This is a genomic window from Burkholderia sp. SR8 (genome assembly GCF_052851275.1).
In genome coordinates, this window is record NZ_JAULUC010000005.1 from 65,396 (window position 1) to 80,916 (window position 15,521).

General features: G+C 69.4%; 14 protein-coding genes. 5 read left to right on the top strand and 9 right to left on the bottom strand.

Going from position 1 to position 15,521, the window contains the following annotated elements:
* Window positions 1-196 precede the first annotated feature (196 nt).
* A complete protein-coding gene (locus Q3A80_RS07790) occupies window positions 197-562 on the bottom strand; it encodes a BON domain-containing protein (protein WP_446328498.1) in 366 nt (121 codons plus the stop codon).
* 452 nt (window positions 563-1,014) lie between these two features.
* Between Q3A80_RS07790 and Q3A80_RS07795 the strand changes: the two genes are divergently transcribed.
* The 3 genes from Q3A80_RS07795 to Q3A80_RS07805 all read left to right on the top strand — a co-directional run bounded on the left by Q3A80_RS07795 (window position 1,015) and on the right by Q3A80_RS07805 (window position 4,234).
* On the top strand, window positions 1,015-2,472 hold the full coding sequence (locus tag Q3A80_RS07795) for a TAXI family TRAP transporter solute-binding subunit (protein WP_446328499.1): 1,458 nt from the start codon (window positions 1,015-1,017) through the stop codon (window positions 2,470-2,472).
* 107 nt (window positions 2,473-2,579) lie between these two features.
* The gene (locus tag Q3A80_RS07800) at window positions 2,580-3,218 is read left to right on the top strand and encodes a 2-hydroxychromene-2-carboxylate isomerase (RefSeq protein WP_446328500.1); all 639 of its coding nucleotides are present in this window, start codon (window positions 2,580-2,582) and stop codon (window positions 3,216-3,218) included.
* Window positions 3,219-3,286: 68 nt separating this feature from the next.
* A complete protein-coding gene (locus tag Q3A80_RS07805; protein WP_446328501.1) occupies window positions 3,287-4,234 on the top strand; it encodes a LysR family transcriptional regulator in 948 nt (315 codons plus the stop codon).
* A gap of 43 nt (window positions 4,235-4,277) precedes the next feature.
* Here the strand turns inward: Q3A80_RS07805 and Q3A80_RS07810 are convergent, their stop codons facing one another.
* The 4 genes from Q3A80_RS07810 to xdhA all read right to left on the bottom strand — a co-directional run bounded on the left by Q3A80_RS07810 (window position 4,278) and on the right by xdhA (window position 9,498).
* Window positions 4,278-4,679, bottom strand: a complete 402-nt coding sequence (locus Q3A80_RS07810) for a polyketide cyclase (protein ID WP_446328502.1) — start codon at window positions 4,677-4,679, stop codon at window positions 4,278-4,280.
* 97 nt (window positions 4,680-4,776) lie between these two features.
* Window positions 4,777-5,445, bottom strand: coding sequence for a xanthine dehydrogenase accessory protein XdhC (xdhC, locus tag Q3A80_RS07815; protein WP_446328503.1), 669 nt, complete (start codon window positions 5,443-5,445; stop codon window positions 4,777-4,779).
* Between the two features lie 84 nt (window positions 5,446-5,529).
* Window positions 5,530-7,893, bottom strand: a complete 2,364-nt coding sequence (gene xdhB / locus Q3A80_RS07820) for a xanthine dehydrogenase molybdopterin binding subunit (protein ID WP_446328504.1) — start codon at window positions 7,891-7,893, stop codon at window positions 5,530-5,532.
* 18 nt (window positions 7,894-7,911) lie between these two features.
* Window positions 7,912-9,498: a xanthine dehydrogenase small subunit gene (gene xdhA, locus Q3A80_RS07825; RefSeq protein WP_446328505.1), complete on the bottom strand. Its 1,587-nt coding sequence runs from the start codon at window positions 9,496-9,498 to the stop codon at window positions 7,912-7,914.
* A gap of 348 nt (window positions 9,499-9,846) precedes the next feature.
* Between xdhA and Q3A80_RS07830 the strand changes: the two genes are divergently transcribed.
* Complete coding sequence (locus tag Q3A80_RS07830; protein ID WP_446328506.1) at window positions 9,847-11,061, top strand: MFS transporter; 1,215 nt, start codon at window positions 9,847-9,849, stop codon at window positions 11,059-11,061.
* 27 nt (window positions 11,062-11,088) lie between these two features.
* Here the strand turns inward: Q3A80_RS07830 and Q3A80_RS07835 are convergent, their stop codons facing one another.
* The 3 genes from Q3A80_RS07835 to Q3A80_RS07845 form a co-directional block, all read right to left on the bottom strand.
* Window positions 11,089-11,232 (bottom strand): hypothetical protein, encoded by a 144-nt coding sequence (locus Q3A80_RS07835; protein ID WP_446328507.1) that lies wholly within the window; start codon window positions 11,230-11,232, stop codon window positions 11,089-11,091.
* Window positions 11,207-11,677: a hypothetical protein gene (locus tag Q3A80_RS07840; RefSeq protein ID WP_446328508.1), complete on the bottom strand. Its 471-nt coding sequence runs from the start codon at window positions 11,675-11,677 to the stop codon at window positions 11,207-11,209. Before Q3A80_RS07840 ends, Q3A80_RS07835 begins: the two co-directional genes overlap by 26 nt.
* Before the next feature lie 124 nt (window positions 11,678-11,801).
* The gene (locus Q3A80_RS07845) at window positions 11,802-12,692 is read right to left on the bottom strand and encodes a DMT family transporter (RefSeq protein WP_446328509.1); all 891 of its coding nucleotides are present in this window, start codon (window positions 12,690-12,692) and stop codon (window positions 11,802-11,804) included.
* 133 nt (window positions 12,693-12,825) lie between these two features.
* Here Q3A80_RS07845 and Q3A80_RS07850 point away from each other — a divergent pair, with 133 nt between their 5' ends.
* Window positions 12,826-13,761 (top strand): helix-turn-helix domain-containing protein, encoded by a 936-nt coding sequence (locus Q3A80_RS07850; protein ID WP_446328510.1) that lies wholly within the window; start codon window positions 12,826-12,828, stop codon window positions 13,759-13,761.
* A gap of 60 nt (window positions 13,762-13,821) precedes the next feature.
* On the opposite strand, the gene Q3A80_RS07855 is transcribed toward Q3A80_RS07850, so the two are convergent.
* Window positions 13,822-15,033, bottom strand: coding sequence for a pyridoxal-phosphate-dependent aminotransferase family protein (locus Q3A80_RS07855; protein WP_446328511.1), 1,212 nt, complete (start codon window positions 15,031-15,033; stop codon window positions 13,822-13,824).
* Window positions 15,034-15,521: the final 488 nt, after the last annotated feature.

The following is a 15,521-nucleotide window of genomic DNA, read 5'->3' on the forward strand; positions in this document are numbered from 1 at the left end:
GTGCGCCGCCGTATCGTGCGCGGCGCGTGGCCTCTGAAGAAAACGCCGGGCCGACCCGGATTTTGCGCCTGGCGCACCCGTTGGGGAGCCTGGCCGCAGCGACGCGTCCCAGCCGCGTGAAGCGCAAACGGGCCCCGGCACGCCGGGACCCGCGTGAAAGCGGGCGCGAGCGGCGCTCGCGCGCCGCCGCCCGGCATTACTGCTGCTGAACCGTCAGCTTGTTCGTGACCGACGTCACGCCCTTCACGCTCTTCGCCGCCGCTTCCGCCTTGTCGATCTGTGCCTGGTCGGGCACCGTGCCCTCCAGCGAGATCGCGCCGCCCTTCGAACGCACGACGAGGTTCGCCACGTCGATGCCGCCTGCCTTCGTAATGGCCTTGCGCACCGCGTAGCCGAGCTTGCGGTTCGCCTTCTTCGCGGTCTTGGCCGCGGCCTTCGGCGAGCTCGCCGCCGCGGCCGGCGCTTCGGTGGCCGCCGCATCGCTCGACTGCGCGTACACGCTGCCCGTCAGACAGGCGGCCACGGCTGCAACACCCAACGCTCTCAACACGATCGACTTCATGCTATCTCCTTGTGACTTCGGAACGGCCGTGCACAGTACGGCCGGATACCCCCAAAGGCAGCCGGCCCGCGCGCGAACGGGCGGGACGGCCGATGATTTCCACGGCGATGCGAGAGAGGCGACACGGGCCGGCAGCCGGCGCACGCGAAGCGGGCCGGCCGGGCCGGACAGCCGCCGGCCGGACGCGCCCGGTCTCATTGCGTGCCGGGTCGCGCGCGAATCGGGCGCGGCTGCGTCGCACAATGTAATCCAGCGCCCGCCGAAGCGCAAAGCTTTTGACGCGCGGCCCGCCCGCGCCGCCGGCGCGGGCGCCACGGCACGCGGCCCCGCCGCGGCGGCCGACTCGCGCACGCGATGCGAAACCGGGTACCATCGCCGCCAGAACATGCATCGCGTGCATCGCCCCGGACGGCCGTCGTCGGCGCGTCACGCCCGTGTCATCGACCGATTCCATGAAGCCAGCCAGCCCTCGTCCGCCGCGCCGCATCCTCGCCCGCTTCGTCGCGGTGTCGTGGCGCGACCTCGCGCTGTCGATCGGCCCGACCGTGCTGCTCGCGGCGGCGGCGGTCTGGCTCGCGGTCAAGCTGATCCAGCCGGCGCCGCCGTCCACGCTCGTGATCTCGTCCGGGCCGCCCGGCAGCACCTACTGGAACGCCGCGCAGAAATACAAGGCGATCCTCGCGAAGAACGGCGTCACGCTCGACGTCGAGTCGTCGGAAGGATCCGCGCAGAACCTCGCGCGGCTGTCGAACCCGAACGCGCCGGTCGACGTCGGGTTCGTGCAGAGCGGCATCGGCCCGAAGGAGCGCGACGAACACCTGGTGTCGCTCGGCAGCATCGGCTACGTGCCGCTCGCGATCATGTATCGCGGCCCGGTCGTCGCGCGCCTGTCAGACTTCAAGGGCAAGCGGCTCGCGCTCGGCGCGCAAGGCAGCGGCGCGCGCGAACTGAGCCTCGCGCTGCTGAAGATGAACGGCATCGTGCCGGGCGGCTCGACCGAACTGCTGCCGACCGCCGGCGAGGATGCCGCGACCGCGCTGCTCGACGGCAAGATCGACGCCGCGTTTCTGTCCGGCGACTCGACGCAGATCCCTGTGATGGCGAAGCTGTTCCGCGCGCCGGGCGTGCACGTGTACTCGTTCACGCAGGCCGAGGCGTACGCGCGGCGCTTTCCGTACCTGACCGCGATCACGCTGCCGATGGGCGTCTACGACCTCGGCCGCAACCTGCCGCCCGCCGACATCCACACGGTCGCGCCGACGATCGAGCTGGTCGCGCGCGATTCGCTGCACCCCGCACTGTCCGACCTGCTGATCGAGGCCGCGCGCGAAGTGCACGGCCACGCGACGATCCTGCAGCATGCAGGCGAATTCCCGTCGGCCGTCACGCGCGGCTTCCCGCTGTCCGACGACGCCGCACGCTATTACAAGTCGGGCAAGACGTTCCTGTACCGGCGGCTGCCGTTCTGGGTCGCGAGCCTCGTCGACCGGCTGCTCGTCGTGGTGGTGCCGCTGATCGTCGTGCTGATCCCCGGGCTGCGGCTCGTGCCGTCGCTGTACGGCTGGCGCGTGCGCTCGCGGATCTACCGCTGGTACGGCGCGCTGATCGCGCTCGAGCGCCGCGCGCTCGGCGAGCATACGGCCGACGAGCGCGTCCGGCTGCTCAACGAGCTCGACGACATCGAGGAAGCCGTGAACCGGATGAAGATGCCGCTCGCGTACGCGGGGCAGTTCTACGTGCTGCGCGAGCACATCGGCTTCGTGCGCGAGCGGCTCACCGCGCATGAGCACGATGCCCCGCCGGGCACGTCGGCCGCACCGGGCGCCGGCACGGCCGCGGCGCCGCACGACGAAGGCGACGCGCCGCCGCCGGCCGGCGAGCCCCCTCGGGCGACTCCCGGTTCCGCGTGAGCGGCCGATCCGCGATCATTGCTGCATCCGCGCGGCTGCATCCGCGCGCCACCGCGTAACATGAAGGCCGCCGCGAGGCGCGCACGCCCTACCCTCTGGAGATCGCCATGACAACCGGCCTCGACACTACCCAGCCCGCCTGGTTCTTCGACTTCGTGTCGCCGTTCTCCTATCTGCTGCTCGAACAGCACGACAAATGGCCGGACGTGCCGTTCGAACCGGTGCCCGTGTCGCTGCCCGACCTGCAGCGCCACTGGGGGCAGCGCTCGAGCGCCGACGTGCCGGCCAAGCGCGTGTTCACGTACCGTCACGCGCTGTTTCGCGCGGAGCAGCTCGGCATCCGCTTCAAGATGCCGCCCGCGCACCCGTTCGATTCCGACAAGGTGCTGCGTCTCGCGATCGCATTGCGCGCCGACATCGCGACCGTGCTCGAGATGTTCCGTTTCATCTGGCACGACGGTAACGATCCGTCGACGCCGGACGGGTTCGCGGCGCTGTGCGAGCGCGTCGGGGTCGGGCACGGCGACGAGCTGATCGAATTCGAGGAGACCAGCGCGCAGTTGCGCCGCAACACCGACGACGCGATCGCGCTCGGCGTGTTCGGCGTGCCGACGTTCTGGATGAACAAGCAACTGTTCTGGGGCGAGGATGCGCTGCCGATGGTGCTGTATTGCGCACGCACGCCGAACTGGCTCGAGTCGCGCGAGGTCAAGCGGATCAGCGCGCTGCCGAAGGGGCGCGCGTGATGGCCGGTATCACGCACGGCAACGCGCGGCTGCGGTAAGGTTACGCTTCACCGAATCAGCCCGCCCCGATGGAAGACGACGACCGTACCGCCTCGCTCGATATCTGGCTCGTGCGCGTATTGCGCACGCTGCTGCTCGAGCGCAGCGTCACGCAAACCGCGCTGCGGCTGAACCAGACGCAGCCGGCGATCAGCACCGCGCTGCGCAAGCTGCGCGAGACGCTGAACGACCCGATTCTCGTGCGCGGCAAATCGGGCATGGTGCCGACCGAGTACGGCGCGTCGCTGCTCGGCGCGGCGTCGCGCGCGCTGCGCGAAGTCGACTTCATCGCGACGCCGCACGGCGACTTCGATCCGTCGTCCGCGCGGCGCACGTTCCGCGTCGCCGCGCCCGACTACCTGAACGATTTCTTCATGCCGACGCTGATCGAGCGCTTTCGCGACGCGGCGCCGCATGCGCATCTGGAAATCGATTCGCTGAACCCCGCGCTCGATCACGCGGAAGCGCTCGAATCGGGCGCGCTCGATCTCGTGATCGGCAACTGGCCGAAACCCGACCCGCACTTCGCGCGCCAGGACCTGTTCTCCGACACGATCGTCTGCCTGATGCGCGACGCGCATCCGCTCGCGCGTGAACCGCTCACTCGCGAAGCGTATGCGGCGGCCGCGCACGTCGCGCCGACGCCGTACACCGGCGACAAGCGCAACGCGATCGAGATCGGCCTCGCACGCGCGCACCTCACGCGGCGGATCGTGACGACGCTGCCGTACTTCGGCATCGTGCCGCAGGTGCTGCTGCAATCCGACCTGATCTTCACGACGACGCGCCGCTTCGCGACGCACTATGCACAGCTGCTGCCGCTCGTCGTCGTCACGCCGCCGGTGCCGTTCCCGCGGATCAAGAGCTACCTGCTCACGCACCCGCAGCCCGATCGCCCGACCGACATCGCGTGGCTGTGCGCGCTGATGCAGAGCGTGTCCGACGAGTTGACGGCCGCACGCGGGCGCAAGCGCTGAAGCGGCGCGGCACGGCTCGCGCGCGATCGCGCCGCGCGGCCGCTCAGGCCGTGCAGAACGTTTCCTGAAGATGGGTCCAGCGCACGACGCCCGCCGCATCGCGTTCGAACACGGCCGTCGCGCGCCGCGCGGGCAGTTCGCCCGAAGCCGCATGCTGCGCTTCGAGATAGGTGAGCGTCGCGTGCGACGCGTCGGCCGCGAGCACGCGCAGATCCGACAACGCGATCCGCAGCCCCGGCTTCGCGCCGCCGAGCTGCGCGAACAACGCGCGCAGGCCGTCGCGGTCGATCATGCGACCGTCGGTCAGGATCATCGTGAACTGGGTGGAGAAAGACGCGAGCAGCGCGTCGAGCGCCGCGGGCGCGGTATCGGCGCCGGACAGCCAGCGCTCGATGGCGACGAGGCTCGCATCGAGCGCGTCGAGATAGACCTGGTGATCGGACATGGAACGTGCACGAAAGACGCGCGGCCCGATGCCGCGCGATTCGTGCAGTGTAGGCAAAAACGCGCGGACGTGCGCCGGGCGCCGCGGCCGCTCGCCGTTACCGCGCGCAGCTGACGTCGTCGCGCGCGCGCCCGGCCGCCGCTGCCTTCGCATCGGCCACCGGCATCCCCGCACGCGCCTGCAGCAGTTCCGCGCAGACGGCCACCGCGATCGCGCCGGGCGCCTTGTCGACGATGCCCGCGACGCCGATCGGACACACCATCTCCACGAGCCGCGCCGGATCGACACCGCGCGCCGCGAGGCGGCGCTCGAACTTCACGCGCTTGGTGCGCGAGCCGATCATCCCGAAGTACGCGAAATCGCGCCGCCGCATGATCTGCGCGGCGAGCGAGAAGTCGAGCGCGTGGTTGTGCGTCATCACGAGGAAGTACGCGCCGGGCGGCGCCGCGTCGACGACGGCCTCCGGCGTGTCGGTCGGCTCCGGCTGCACGTTCGGCGGACATTCGTCCGGGAACAGCTCGTCGCGCGTGTCGACCCACTGCACGACGCACGGCAACGCGCCGAGCAGCGTGACGAGCGCGTGACCGACGTGCCCCGCGCCGAACAGCACAACGTGCATCGGCGGCGGCGCCGCGCTCGCGCGGTTACGCTGGCCGGTGCCCGGTGCGAACGGCTGCAGCGGCGAAGACGCGCTACCGCACGCGCCGTCGCATCCGGCAAGCGGTGCATCCAGCGCGGCGCGCGGCGAACGAGCGGGGCCGTTCATGCCGGCCTCCGCCGGGCGGTCGCGACGAGGCCGACCGCCGCGTCCGGGCCGGCGCACGAAGCGAGCATGGACAGGCCGTTCATGTCAGCCTGCCCGCGCGGCGCTCGCCGCCCGCACCGCATGCACCGCGCGCAGAATCGACTCGCCGGTGGCCGGCGCATCGAGCGGCGGATTCACGCGATAGTCGCCGACCGCGGCGATCGCATCGCGTACCGCGAAGAACACCGAGAACGGCAGCAGCAGCGGCGGCTCGCCGACGGCCTTCGAACGATGGATGCTGTCCTCCACGTTGCGGTTCTGGAACAGCCGCACGTTGAACTCGGGCGGCGTGTCGTTGACCGTCGGGATCTTGTACGTGGACGGCGCGTGCGTCATCAGCTTGCCGCCCGCGTTCCACCACAGCTCCTCGGTCGTGAGCCAGCCCATCCCCTGGATGAACGCGCCTTCGACCTGGCCGATGTCGAGCGCCGGGTTCAGCGACGCGCCGACGTCGTGCAGCGCATCGACGCGCAGCGTGCGCATCTCGCCCGTCAGCGTGTCGATCACGACTTCCGACACGGCCGCGCCGTACGAGTAGTAGTAGAACGGCCGGCCCTGCAGCTTCGATTGATCCCAGTGCAGCTTCGGCGTCGCGTAGAAACCGTCGGACCACAGCTGCACGCGCGCGAGATACGCCTTCGCGATCACCTCGCCGAACGGCACGCTCGCGCCGCCGACCCACACGAAGTCGTTGCCGAACTTCACGTCGGCCGCATCGACCTTGCCGTCGCCGAACTGCTTCGCCGCGAACGCCGCGAGCCGCTCGCGCAGCTGGCGCGCCGCATCCTGCGCGGCCTTGCCGTTCAGGTCCGAACCCGTCGATGCGGCGGTCGCGGACGTGTTCGCGACCTTGCTCGTGTCGGTCGCCGTCACGCGGATCCGGCTGAAGCGGATGCCGAGCTCGTGCGCGACCACCTGCGCGACCTTCGTGTTCAGGCCCTGCCCCATCTCCGTGCCGCCGTGGTTCACGAGAACCGAGCCGTCCGTGTAGATGTGCACCAGCGCGCCGGCCTGGTTGAAGTGCGTGACGTTGAACGCGATCCCGAACTTCACCGGCGTGAGCGCGATGCCCTTCTTCAGCACCGTGTTGCGTGCGTTGAATTCGCGCACGCCCGCGCGCCGCGCGCGGTAGCCGCTCGTCGTCTCCAGTTCGCCGAGCAGTTCGTGCAGCACGTTGTCCTCGACCGTCTGCCCGTACGGCGTCACGTTGCGCTCGGTCTTGCCGTACAGGTTCGCATAGCGCACGTCGAGCGGATCGCGGCCGAGCGAGCGCGCGATGTCGTCGAGGATGTACTCGATCGCGAACGCGCCCTGCGGGCCGCCGAAGCCGCGGAACGCGGTGTTCGACTGCGTGTTGGTCTTGCCGCAGTAGCCGGCGATGTCGACGTCGCCGAGCCAGTACGCGTTGTCGAAGTGGCACACCGCGCGCGTCATCACCGGGCCCGACAGGTCGGCCGAGAAGCCGCAGCGCGACGTCATGTCGAGCGCGACGCCGTCGATGCGGCCGTCGTCGTCGTAGCCGACGTCGAAGCGGTAATGGAAGTCGTGCCGCTTGCCGGTGATCATCATGTCGTCGTCGCGGTCCGGACGCAGCTTCACCGGACACAGCAGCTTCCACGCGGCGAGCGCCGCGCAGCACGCGAACAGGCCCGACTGCGATTCCTTGCCGCCGAACCCGCCGCCCATCCGGCGGCACTCGACCAGCACGTTGTGCGACGCGACGCCGAGCACGTGCGCGACGAGGTGCTGCATCTCGCTCGGGTGCTGCGTCGAGCAGTACACGTGCATCCCGTCGTCGTCCTTCGGCACCGCGTACGCGATCTGCCCTTCGAGATAGAACTGCTCCTGGCCGCCGAGCAGCATCTCGCCCGACTCGCGATGCGGCGCCGCGGCCATCCGCGCCGCTGCATCGCCGCGTGCGAGCTTCAGCGGCGGGATCACGTAGGTTTCGGCCTTGCGCGCTTCCTGCGCGGTCAGGATCGCGGGCAGCTCTTCGTAGTCGACCTGCGCGCGGCGCGCGGCAAGCCGCGCGATGTCGTGCGACGTCGCGACGACGATGAACATCGGCTGGCCGACGAACTGCACGACGCCTTTCGCGAGCACCGGATCGTCGTGGATGATCGGCCCGCAATCGTTTACGCCGGGGATATCGTCGGCCGTGAACACGGCGACCACGCCGGGCGTCGCGCGCACCGCGTCGAAGTTCATCGACACGATCTTCGCGTGCGGCTTCGCGGACAACCCGAGCGCCGCGTGCAGCGTGCCGGCGACGAGCGGGATGTCGTCGGTGTAGGTGGCGCGCCCGCTCACGTGCAGGTGAGCGGATTCGTGCGCACGCGACACGTGCACCTGCGCGGCGTCGGCCTGCGGGTCGAGGGTGCTGAGGAACGGTTCTGCTTGCTGGTTCATGTTCGTTGTTCTCCGTCGTCAGACGCGCGCCGCGTCGTTGGCAACTTCAGCGGCCACTTCGGCGGCCACTTCGCGCACGTTCAGCGCCTGCGGCGGCAGCGGGTCGTGCGGGCGCGTCTCCAGCCAGAAGCGATACATCAGGTTCTTCGCGGTATCGAGGCGATACGCGCTCGTCGCGCGCATGTCGGACAGCGGCTGGTAGTCGCGCTCGAGCGCCTGCATCGCGGCCTGCGCGGTCGCTTCGTGCCACTGCGCGCCGTCGAGCACGGCTTCCGTGTGCGGCGCGCGCTTCGGCGTCGCGGCCATCCCGCCGAACGCGATGCGCGGCTCGCGGATCAACTCGCCGTCCGCGATGAACGCGAAGGCCGCGCACACCGCGGAAATGTCGGAGTCGAAGCGCTTCGACAGCTTGTACGTGCGGAACTGCAGCTTCGCGCGCGCGCCGGTGCGGGTCGGCACCTTCACGCCGACGACGAATTCGTGCGGCGCCATGTCCTTCTGCTGGTAACCGGTGTACAGCGCCTCGAGCGGCAGCTCGCGCACCGTGTCGCCGCCGCGCAGCACGACGCGGGCACCGAGCGCGATCAGGCCCGGCATCGAGTCGCCGATCGGCGAGCCGTTCGCGACGTTGCCGCCGATCGTCCCCGCGTTGCGGATCGGCAGCGACGCGAACCGCTTCCACATCTCGGTCAGTTCCGGATACGTGCCGGCGAGTGCCGCATAGCCCTGTTCGACCGTCACGCCCGCGCCGATCTCGATCCAGTCGTCGCCGTGCACGACCTGCTGCAGTTCGGCGACCTGGCCGACGTAGATCAGGTCGTCGAGGCGACGCATCTGTTTCGTGACCCACAGGCCGATGTCGGTGCTGCCGGCGAGGATGCGCGCATCGGGACGCTCGACCTTCAGCGCGGCCAGCGCGTCGAGCGTGCGCGGCGCCGCGAAGCGCGCGCCGGCGGTCGTCGTGTAGTCGAACGTGTCGTCGCGCTTCAGCGATGCGAGCGTGCGGGCGAGCGCCGCGGTGTCGACCGGCGATGACGACGCGGCCGCGCCTTCGCCGGTCGCACCTTCGCCGGCCGCGTCGAACATCCGTACCGCCGCGTCGACGATCGGCCGGTAGCCGGTGCAGCGGCACAGGTTGCCGGTCAGCGCATCGGCGATCTCGGTGCGCGTCGGCACGTCCTTCGCCTTCGCGCACGCGCTGCCGCAGCCCTCGTGGCCGTGCTTCTCGTACAGCGCCCACATCGACATCACGAAACCGGGCGTGCAGAAGCCGCATTGCGAGCCGTGGCAATCGACCATCGCCTGCTGCACCGGATGGAGCGAGCCGTCCGGCCGGCGCAGGTCCTCGACCGTCAGCAGTGCCTTGCCGTCGAGCGTCGGCAGGAACTGGATGCATGCGTTGACGGCCTTGAACGCGACCGTGCCCGCGTCGGTCAGCTCGCCGACGACGACCGTGCACGCGCCGCAGTCGCCTTCCGCGCAGCCTTCCTTGGTGCCGGTGCAGTGCGCATCCTCGCGCAGGTACTGCAGCACGGTGCGGGTGACGTCCGCGCCGCTGACTTCGCGGATCGCGTGACGATGGTAGAAGCGGATCGGCTCACTCATGTCTCTATCGTTCTTCAAGTGGGGGCAAGGCGGCCTGCGCGGGGCGCTCGACCGACGTCTTTCTGACAGTTTGCACGCTATCACCATCAAATTCCGCAACCCATAGCCCATCACGCATGCGGCCCATATAACTGCTGCGATATGCGCGCGAGCCCCCTGCGGCGGCCTTCCCGAGCGTTGCGCTGCTTGCGTTCCGCGGCGGCGCATGCCGATCCGCCAGCGCTCCGTCGCCGATAAAACGGGTCTCGATTAACTAAACGGTCCCTGCGTGAAAACCGGTTCCATGGGAAAATCCCGATTCCGTTTTTCGCCGTCTTCCGTTCCGTTTCGCTCATTCGTTCCGACCCCATGTCATCCGATTCCGCCACACCGCCGCGCAGCGGCGTTGCCGTCACGCTGCAAATCGTGTCCGTCGTCTGCTTCACGTTCATCTGCTACCTGACCATCGGCCTGCCGCTCGCGGTGCTGCCGGGCTTCGTCCACGACGACCTCGGCTTTTCGGCGATCGTCGCGGGCGGCGCGATCAGCGTCCAGTATTTCGCGACGCTCGCGTCGCGCCCGCTCGCCGGGCGCTTCGCCGACACGCTCGGGCCGAAGCAGACGGTGCTGCGCGGGCTGATCGGCTGCGGCGTGTCGGGCGTGCTGCTGCTCGTTGCGCTGCTGCTCGCGCACTGGCCGGTCGCGAGCCTCGTGCTGCTGGTCGCGAGCCGGCTCGTGCTGGGTGTCGGCGAAAGCCTGTGCGGCACCGGCGCGATCCTGTGGGGCATCGGGCGCGTGGGCGTCGCGCACAACGCGAAGGTGATCTCGTGGAACGGCATCGCGACCTACGGCGCGCTCGCGCTCGGCGCCCCGGTCGGCGTCGCGATCGCGCACACGCTGAATCCGGCGCTGATCGGCGTGATCGTGATCGCGCTCGCCGCGCTCGGCTTCTATCTCGCGCGGCTGATCGATTCCGTGCCGCTCGTGCACGGCGAGCGGATGTCGTATGCGAGCGTGTTCACGCGCGTGCTGCCGCACGGCCTCGGCCTGGCGCTCGGCTCGGCCGGCTTCGGCTCGATCGCGACCTTCGTCACGCTGTACTACGCGGCGCGCCACTGGCCGAACGCCGCGCTGTCGCTGACCGTGTTCGGCACGCTGTTCATCGGCGCGCGCCTGCTGTTCGCGAACACGATCAAGACCTACGGCGGCTTCCGCGTCGCGATCGTGTCGTTCGCGTTCGAGTGCTCGGGCCTCGTGCTGCTGTGGCTCGCGCCCGTCCCGCACGTCGCGCTCGTCGGCGCGGCGCTGACGGGCTTCGGCTTCGCGCTGATCTTCCCGGCGCTCGGCGTCGAGGCCGTCGCGCTGGTGCCGCCGGCGAGCCGCGGTGCGGCGCTGTCCGCGTATTCGGTGTTCCTCGACCTGTCGCTCGGCATCACGGGCCCGCTCGCCGGCTATGTGGCCGGTGCGTTCGGCTATCCGCAGGTGTTCCTGTTCGCCGCCGTGGCGGCTGCGGCGGGCGTCGCGCTGTCGATGGTGCTGTATCAGCGGCAGGCAAGGGTTGCGGGGAGCGGTGCGGCGGCGTAACGCGCATTGCCGCACGCTCAACGCGGCTCAACGCAGCAGCACGTTGAAGTCCCGCAGTACGCGCACCGCCTCGGGGTGGCGCCGGAACGGAACGGCGTTCGTGAGCGAGCGCTTCGGTTCGGCACGATCGAAGCGCACGAGCGCTTCAGACGTGTTGAGATGGCGCGACATGTACAAGAATCCGTCGACGCGACGGTGATGCCGACGGACGGCAAGCGACCACTGCTGCGGAACGTCGTACGGCACGGGGGTCCGCCCATGTCTGCGCGGCAGGCAGCAGCTTGCCGTCGGCGAGCAGGATGCGCCGTTCCCCCTGCACCTGCCGCTCGAGATCGGCGATGGCGGCTCCGTCGCGGCGCTTCTTCGTGCCGGTCGCTTTCCTGTCGCGCGTCGCCGCAGCGGCGATGCCGAACGTGATCGTGCCGGCCAGATCGACGACCTGCGCGATGCCGACCTTGAACAGGTGCCCCAATTGCTCGTCGGACAGCCTGAGCAGCGCACGCGCACGGCCGGGGCCGAGCATGGTCGCCGCACCGACAGCGCTGCGCAGCGCTTCCTCCGTCTCGACATCAAGAATTGCTGCCGTCCCTTCCAGCGTATGCGCTTGCGTGACCATCATCGCCTCCTGTCACTACCGGCGGATCAAGCGCAGCCCCGAACCGAAACCAAGTCAACCGCGTCAACCAGATCGACGCATGCGCTAGCGCCGCGATCCGGCGCACGCACCGCCGCGAGCGTCATCACGCCGTCCGCAAAAACAACCGGCGCGTCAGATCGAACGCGACGAGATTGCCGGCCACCACCAGCAGCAGCCCGATCACCGCGAGCGGCGACCATTGGTAGCCTTCGAAGACCGTCGACACGGCCAGCGCAACGATCGGGAACAGCACCGTGCAGTACGCGGCGCGCTCGGGCCCGATCCGTCCGACGAGCGTCAGGTATGCGGTGAAACCGATCACCGAGCCCGGCACGGCCAGATAGACGAGCGCGCCGAGATAGCGCGGGCTCGTATCGATCGTGAACGGCAGCCCGGCCGCCGCGCTGCCGACCGTCAGGATCGCCGCGCCGATCAGCATCGCCCAGCCGTTGGTCGCGAGCGGGTGCAGCCCCATCGACTGCATCCGGCTCGACAGCAGGTTGCCGGCCGAGAAGCACATCGTGCCGGCGAATGCGATCGCGAGGCCCGTCCAGGTCGCGTGATCGTCCAGGTGGCCGGCCATCTGCTGCCAGAACAGGCACGCGATGCCGGTCAGCCCGAGCAGCGCGCCGGCGATCGCGGACGGCCGCAGCGGGCGGCCCATGAACAGCCGGCCGTTGATCGAATTCAGCAGCGGCGCGGTCGAGAAGATCACCGCGACGAGGCCGCTCGGCACGACCTGCTCCGAATAGTAGAAGCACAGGAAATTCAGGCAGAACAGCGCAAAGCCCTGCGCGACGAGATAGCGCCACGCTTCGCGCGGCGGCCGAACCGGCCGGCGCATCACGCGCAGCAGCGCGAACAGCACGGCGGACGCGAGCCAGAAGCGCCACGCGATCGATACGGGCGGCGGCACGGCGCCGAGCTGCCACTTGATCGCGATCCAGGTGGTCCCCCAGATCAGCACGGTGACGAAATAGAGCGACAGGTTCATGGCGGCAACGAAGCGAAACGAGTGAAACGGACTCCGACTATGCGGCCGCCCCGCCCGCCCCGATTGTCCGGAATTGCGGTCTTTTTCCATGCGCCGCACGGCGCGCATCGCGCGCGCTTATACTCGTCCCATCATGAGCTCGCCCCTGTACGCCCCGCCCGTCGACCACGCGACCGCCCTTGCCGGCGGCACGCTGCCGTTCGGCCTGCACTCGGTGTGCCGCACGCTCGCCGAGGCGAACGCGACGCTCGAGCGCTTCACGTGGCTCGGCGACCATCTCGCGATCGCCGAATGGACGCGCATCACCGACGAAAGCGAGACGATCTACGAACAGCCCGGCCACCACACGCTGTCGTGCTATCTCGACGGCGGCTACCGGACGGAGCGCGAACGCGTGCCGCGCTACGGCGCGCCGAGCCTGTTGTGCGCGCTGCCCGGCGACCATGAATCGCGCTGGTGGGTACGCGGCGAGATGCATTTCATCCACCTGTACTTCCTGCCCGAGCACTTCACGCAGCGCGCGATCCGCGAGCTCGATCGCGAGCCGCGCGAACTGAAGCTCGCCGATCGCACCTATTTCGAGGATGCGCGCGTCGCCGCGCAGTTGCGTTCGCTCGCGCTCGAGCGCTGGGACGATGCGGACGGGCGGCTGCGCGTGAACGAGGCCGCGCACGACGTGCTGAGCCTGCTGCTGCGCGGCCAGAGTGCGACGCGCACCGACACGCCGTTCCGCGGCGGCCTCGCGCCGGCCGTGCGCCGCCGCGTGCGCGACTATATCGACAGCTACCTGTCGCAGCCGCTGACGCTCGGCGAACTGGCGAACGTCGCCGCGCTGTCCGAATACCACTTCTCGCGGATGTTCCGGTTGTCGTTCGGCCGCGCGCCGCACGCCTGGGTGGCCGAGCAACGGCTCGCACGGGCGCGCCTGCTGCTGCGCACGACGATGCTCCCGCTCGCGCAGATCGCGGCCGAATGCGGCTATGCGAACGCCGGCCACTTCAGCCATCGCTTTCGCGACGCGCACGGCACGACGCCGAATGCGTACCGGCGCGCGATGCAGGGCGGCTGAGCGCCGCGCGCCATTCATTGGCCGGTTGGGCGACGCGCCCCCGGCCGCTCATTCACCCGCTTACGCGCCCCGCCGCGACAGCTCCTGCTCGAGCGCGGCCACGCCGGCCGGCAGGTCGACCGGCACCTTCAGATCGACCATCGTGCGGCCGAACGCATGGAGCGTGCGGAACAGGTTGTGTTCGCGGCACTGTTCGCCCATCTGCCCGATCCGCACGATCGGCAGCCCGAACGAGCCCGAGATCTCGACCTGGTACTGCTTCGAGATGTGGCCGCACACCATGCCGGGCGTGAGCCCTTCGGGCGTCTCGATCCCGACGACCGAATTGAGCCGGCAGTCCTTCGGCGCATAGAGCGTGAGACCCATCGCCTCGACGCCGGCCTGCAGCGCGAGCGAGCAGCGCAGGTGGCGCGCGAAGCGGCTTTCGAGCGTTTCCGCGCACACGAGCCGCAGCGCCTCGTGCAGCGCGAGCACGCCCGATACCGGCGCCGTGTAGTGATAGCCGGCGTTGTGCCAGAAGTTCTCCGCGAGCGCCATGTCGAGGCACCAGTGCGCATTCGGTTCCGGACGCTGCTTCATCCGCTCCCACGCGGCGTCGGAAAACGCGATCAGCGACACGCCGGGAATCGACGACAGCCCTTTCTGGCCGCCCGTGATCACCGCGTCGATGCCCCACGCGTCCATTTCGAGCGGCATCGTCGACAGCGTGCACACCGCATCGACGACGACCAGCGCGCCAGCCGCCTTCGCGAGCGCCGCGATGTCGCGCAGGTCGCGGTTCCACACGGTGTTCGACGTCTCGCCCTGCACGATCGTGACGATCTCGGGCCGCTCGCGCGCGATCGCGTCCGCGATCTCGTCGAGGCTCGCGACCGAGCGGTCGGCCACTTCGAGCGTCGCGACGTCGGCGCCGACGCGCGTCGCCATCTCGGCCATTCGCGCGCTGAAGAAGCCGTTGCGGATCGACAGCACGCGCGTGCCGCGCCACGCGAGGTTCGAGATCGCCATTTCCATCGCGGCCGAGCCGGGGCCGGCGACGCCGAGCACCCACTTCGTGCGGGTCTGGAACACGTAGCGCGCCATCTCCTTCACCTGCTCGATGATCTTCGCCATCGTCGCGCCGAGGTGGTTGATCACGATCGTGTTCGCCTTCGCGACGGCGGCCGGGATCGGAACCGGGCCGGCCCCCATCATCAGCAGCGGTTCTTCGGGCAGGATCGCGTCGAGCGGCACGACGACGGGACAGGGAATCGGCGAGTAATCGATGGACATGGCAGGCAAAAGAGGAAGGAGAAAACGCACGGACGTCGTTCGCCGCACGGGATGGCGAACTGATCGATCATTCCGCGTTCCGCGCCGGCGCGCAAGAGGCACGCGCGGCCGGACAGCGTGACGGTGGCCCGGTCGACGGACCGGGCCAGCCGGCCGCGCGCGCGTCGAATGACCGGATCGCCCATTCGCGCGGCATTGCCGGGCACATCCGAAGCGGTTGCATGCACGGCTCGATGGCCGCGATTTTCTCCGGCAATATTGCGACGAGTCGCCGATGCCCGCGTTCAGCACGGAGCACGTATCGACCGGAATACCCGTCGTCACGATAAAAATCCCGCAGATGGAATCGGTCCACCAAAACCGGATCGGCGGAAAAACATCCATTATCGCAGCATCAATTGGTGAGAGATTTCACCCGTTATTCGACGCGCGACCCACAAACGACCGCAACACATTGATTCATATACAGAAGATTCAACTTCGTCACA

Excerpts from the sequence above, each read along its gene's own strand:
- Q3A80_RS07800 (WP_446328500.1), top strand. The coding sequence starts at position 2,580 with ATGACAACCGGCCTCGACACTACCCAGCCCGCCTGGTTCTTCGACTTC.
- Q3A80_RS07790 (WP_446328498.1), bottom strand. The coding sequence starts at position 562 with ATGAAGTCGATCGTGTTGAGAGCGTTGGGTGTTGCAGCCGTGGCCGCC.
- Q3A80_RS07805 (WP_446328501.1), top strand. The coding sequence starts at position 3,287 with ATGGAAGACGACGACCGTACCGCCTCGCTCGATATCTGGCTCGTGCGC.
- xdhC (WP_446328503.1), bottom strand. The coding sequence starts at position 5,445 with ATGAACGGCCCCGCTCGTTCGCCGCGCGCCGCGCTGGATGCACCGCTT.
- Q3A80_RS07810 (WP_446328502.1), bottom strand. The coding sequence starts at position 4,679 with ATGTCCGATCACCAGGTCTATCTCGACGCGCTCGATGCGAGCCTCGTC.
- Q3A80_RS07795 (WP_446328499.1), top strand. The coding sequence starts at position 1,015 with ATGAAGCCAGCCAGCCCTCGTCCGCCGCGCCGCATCCTCGCCCGCTTC.
- xdhB (WP_446328504.1), bottom strand. The coding sequence starts at position 7,893 with ATGAACCAGCAAGCAGAACCGTTCCTCAGCACCCTCGACCCGCAGGCC.
- Q3A80_RS07840 (WP_446328508.1), bottom strand. The coding sequence starts at position 11,677 with ATGGTCACGCAAGCGCATACGCTGGAAGGGACGGCAGCAATTCTTGAT.
- Q3A80_RS07850 (WP_446328510.1), top strand. The coding sequence starts at position 12,826 with ATGAGCTCGCCCCTGTACGCCCCGCCCGTCGACCACGCGACCGCCCTT.
- Q3A80_RS07845 (WP_446328509.1), bottom strand. The coding sequence starts at position 12,692 with ATGAACCTGTCGCTCTATTTCGTCACCGTGCTGATCTGGGGGACCACC.
- Q3A80_RS07835 (WP_446328507.1), bottom strand. The coding sequence starts at position 11,232 with ATGTCGCGCCATCTCAACACGTCTGAAGCGCTCGTGCGCTTCGATCGT.
- Q3A80_RS07855 (WP_446328511.1), bottom strand. The coding sequence starts at position 15,033 with ATGTCCATCGATTACTCGCCGATTCCCTGTCCCGTCGTCGTGCCGCTC.
- xdhA (WP_446328505.1), bottom strand. The coding sequence starts at position 9,498 with ATGAGTGAGCCGATCCGCTTCTACCATCGTCACGCGATCCGCGAAGTC.
- Q3A80_RS07830 (WP_446328506.1), top strand. The coding sequence starts at position 9,847 with ATGTCATCCGATTCCGCCACACCGCCGCGCAGCGGCGTTGCCGTCACG.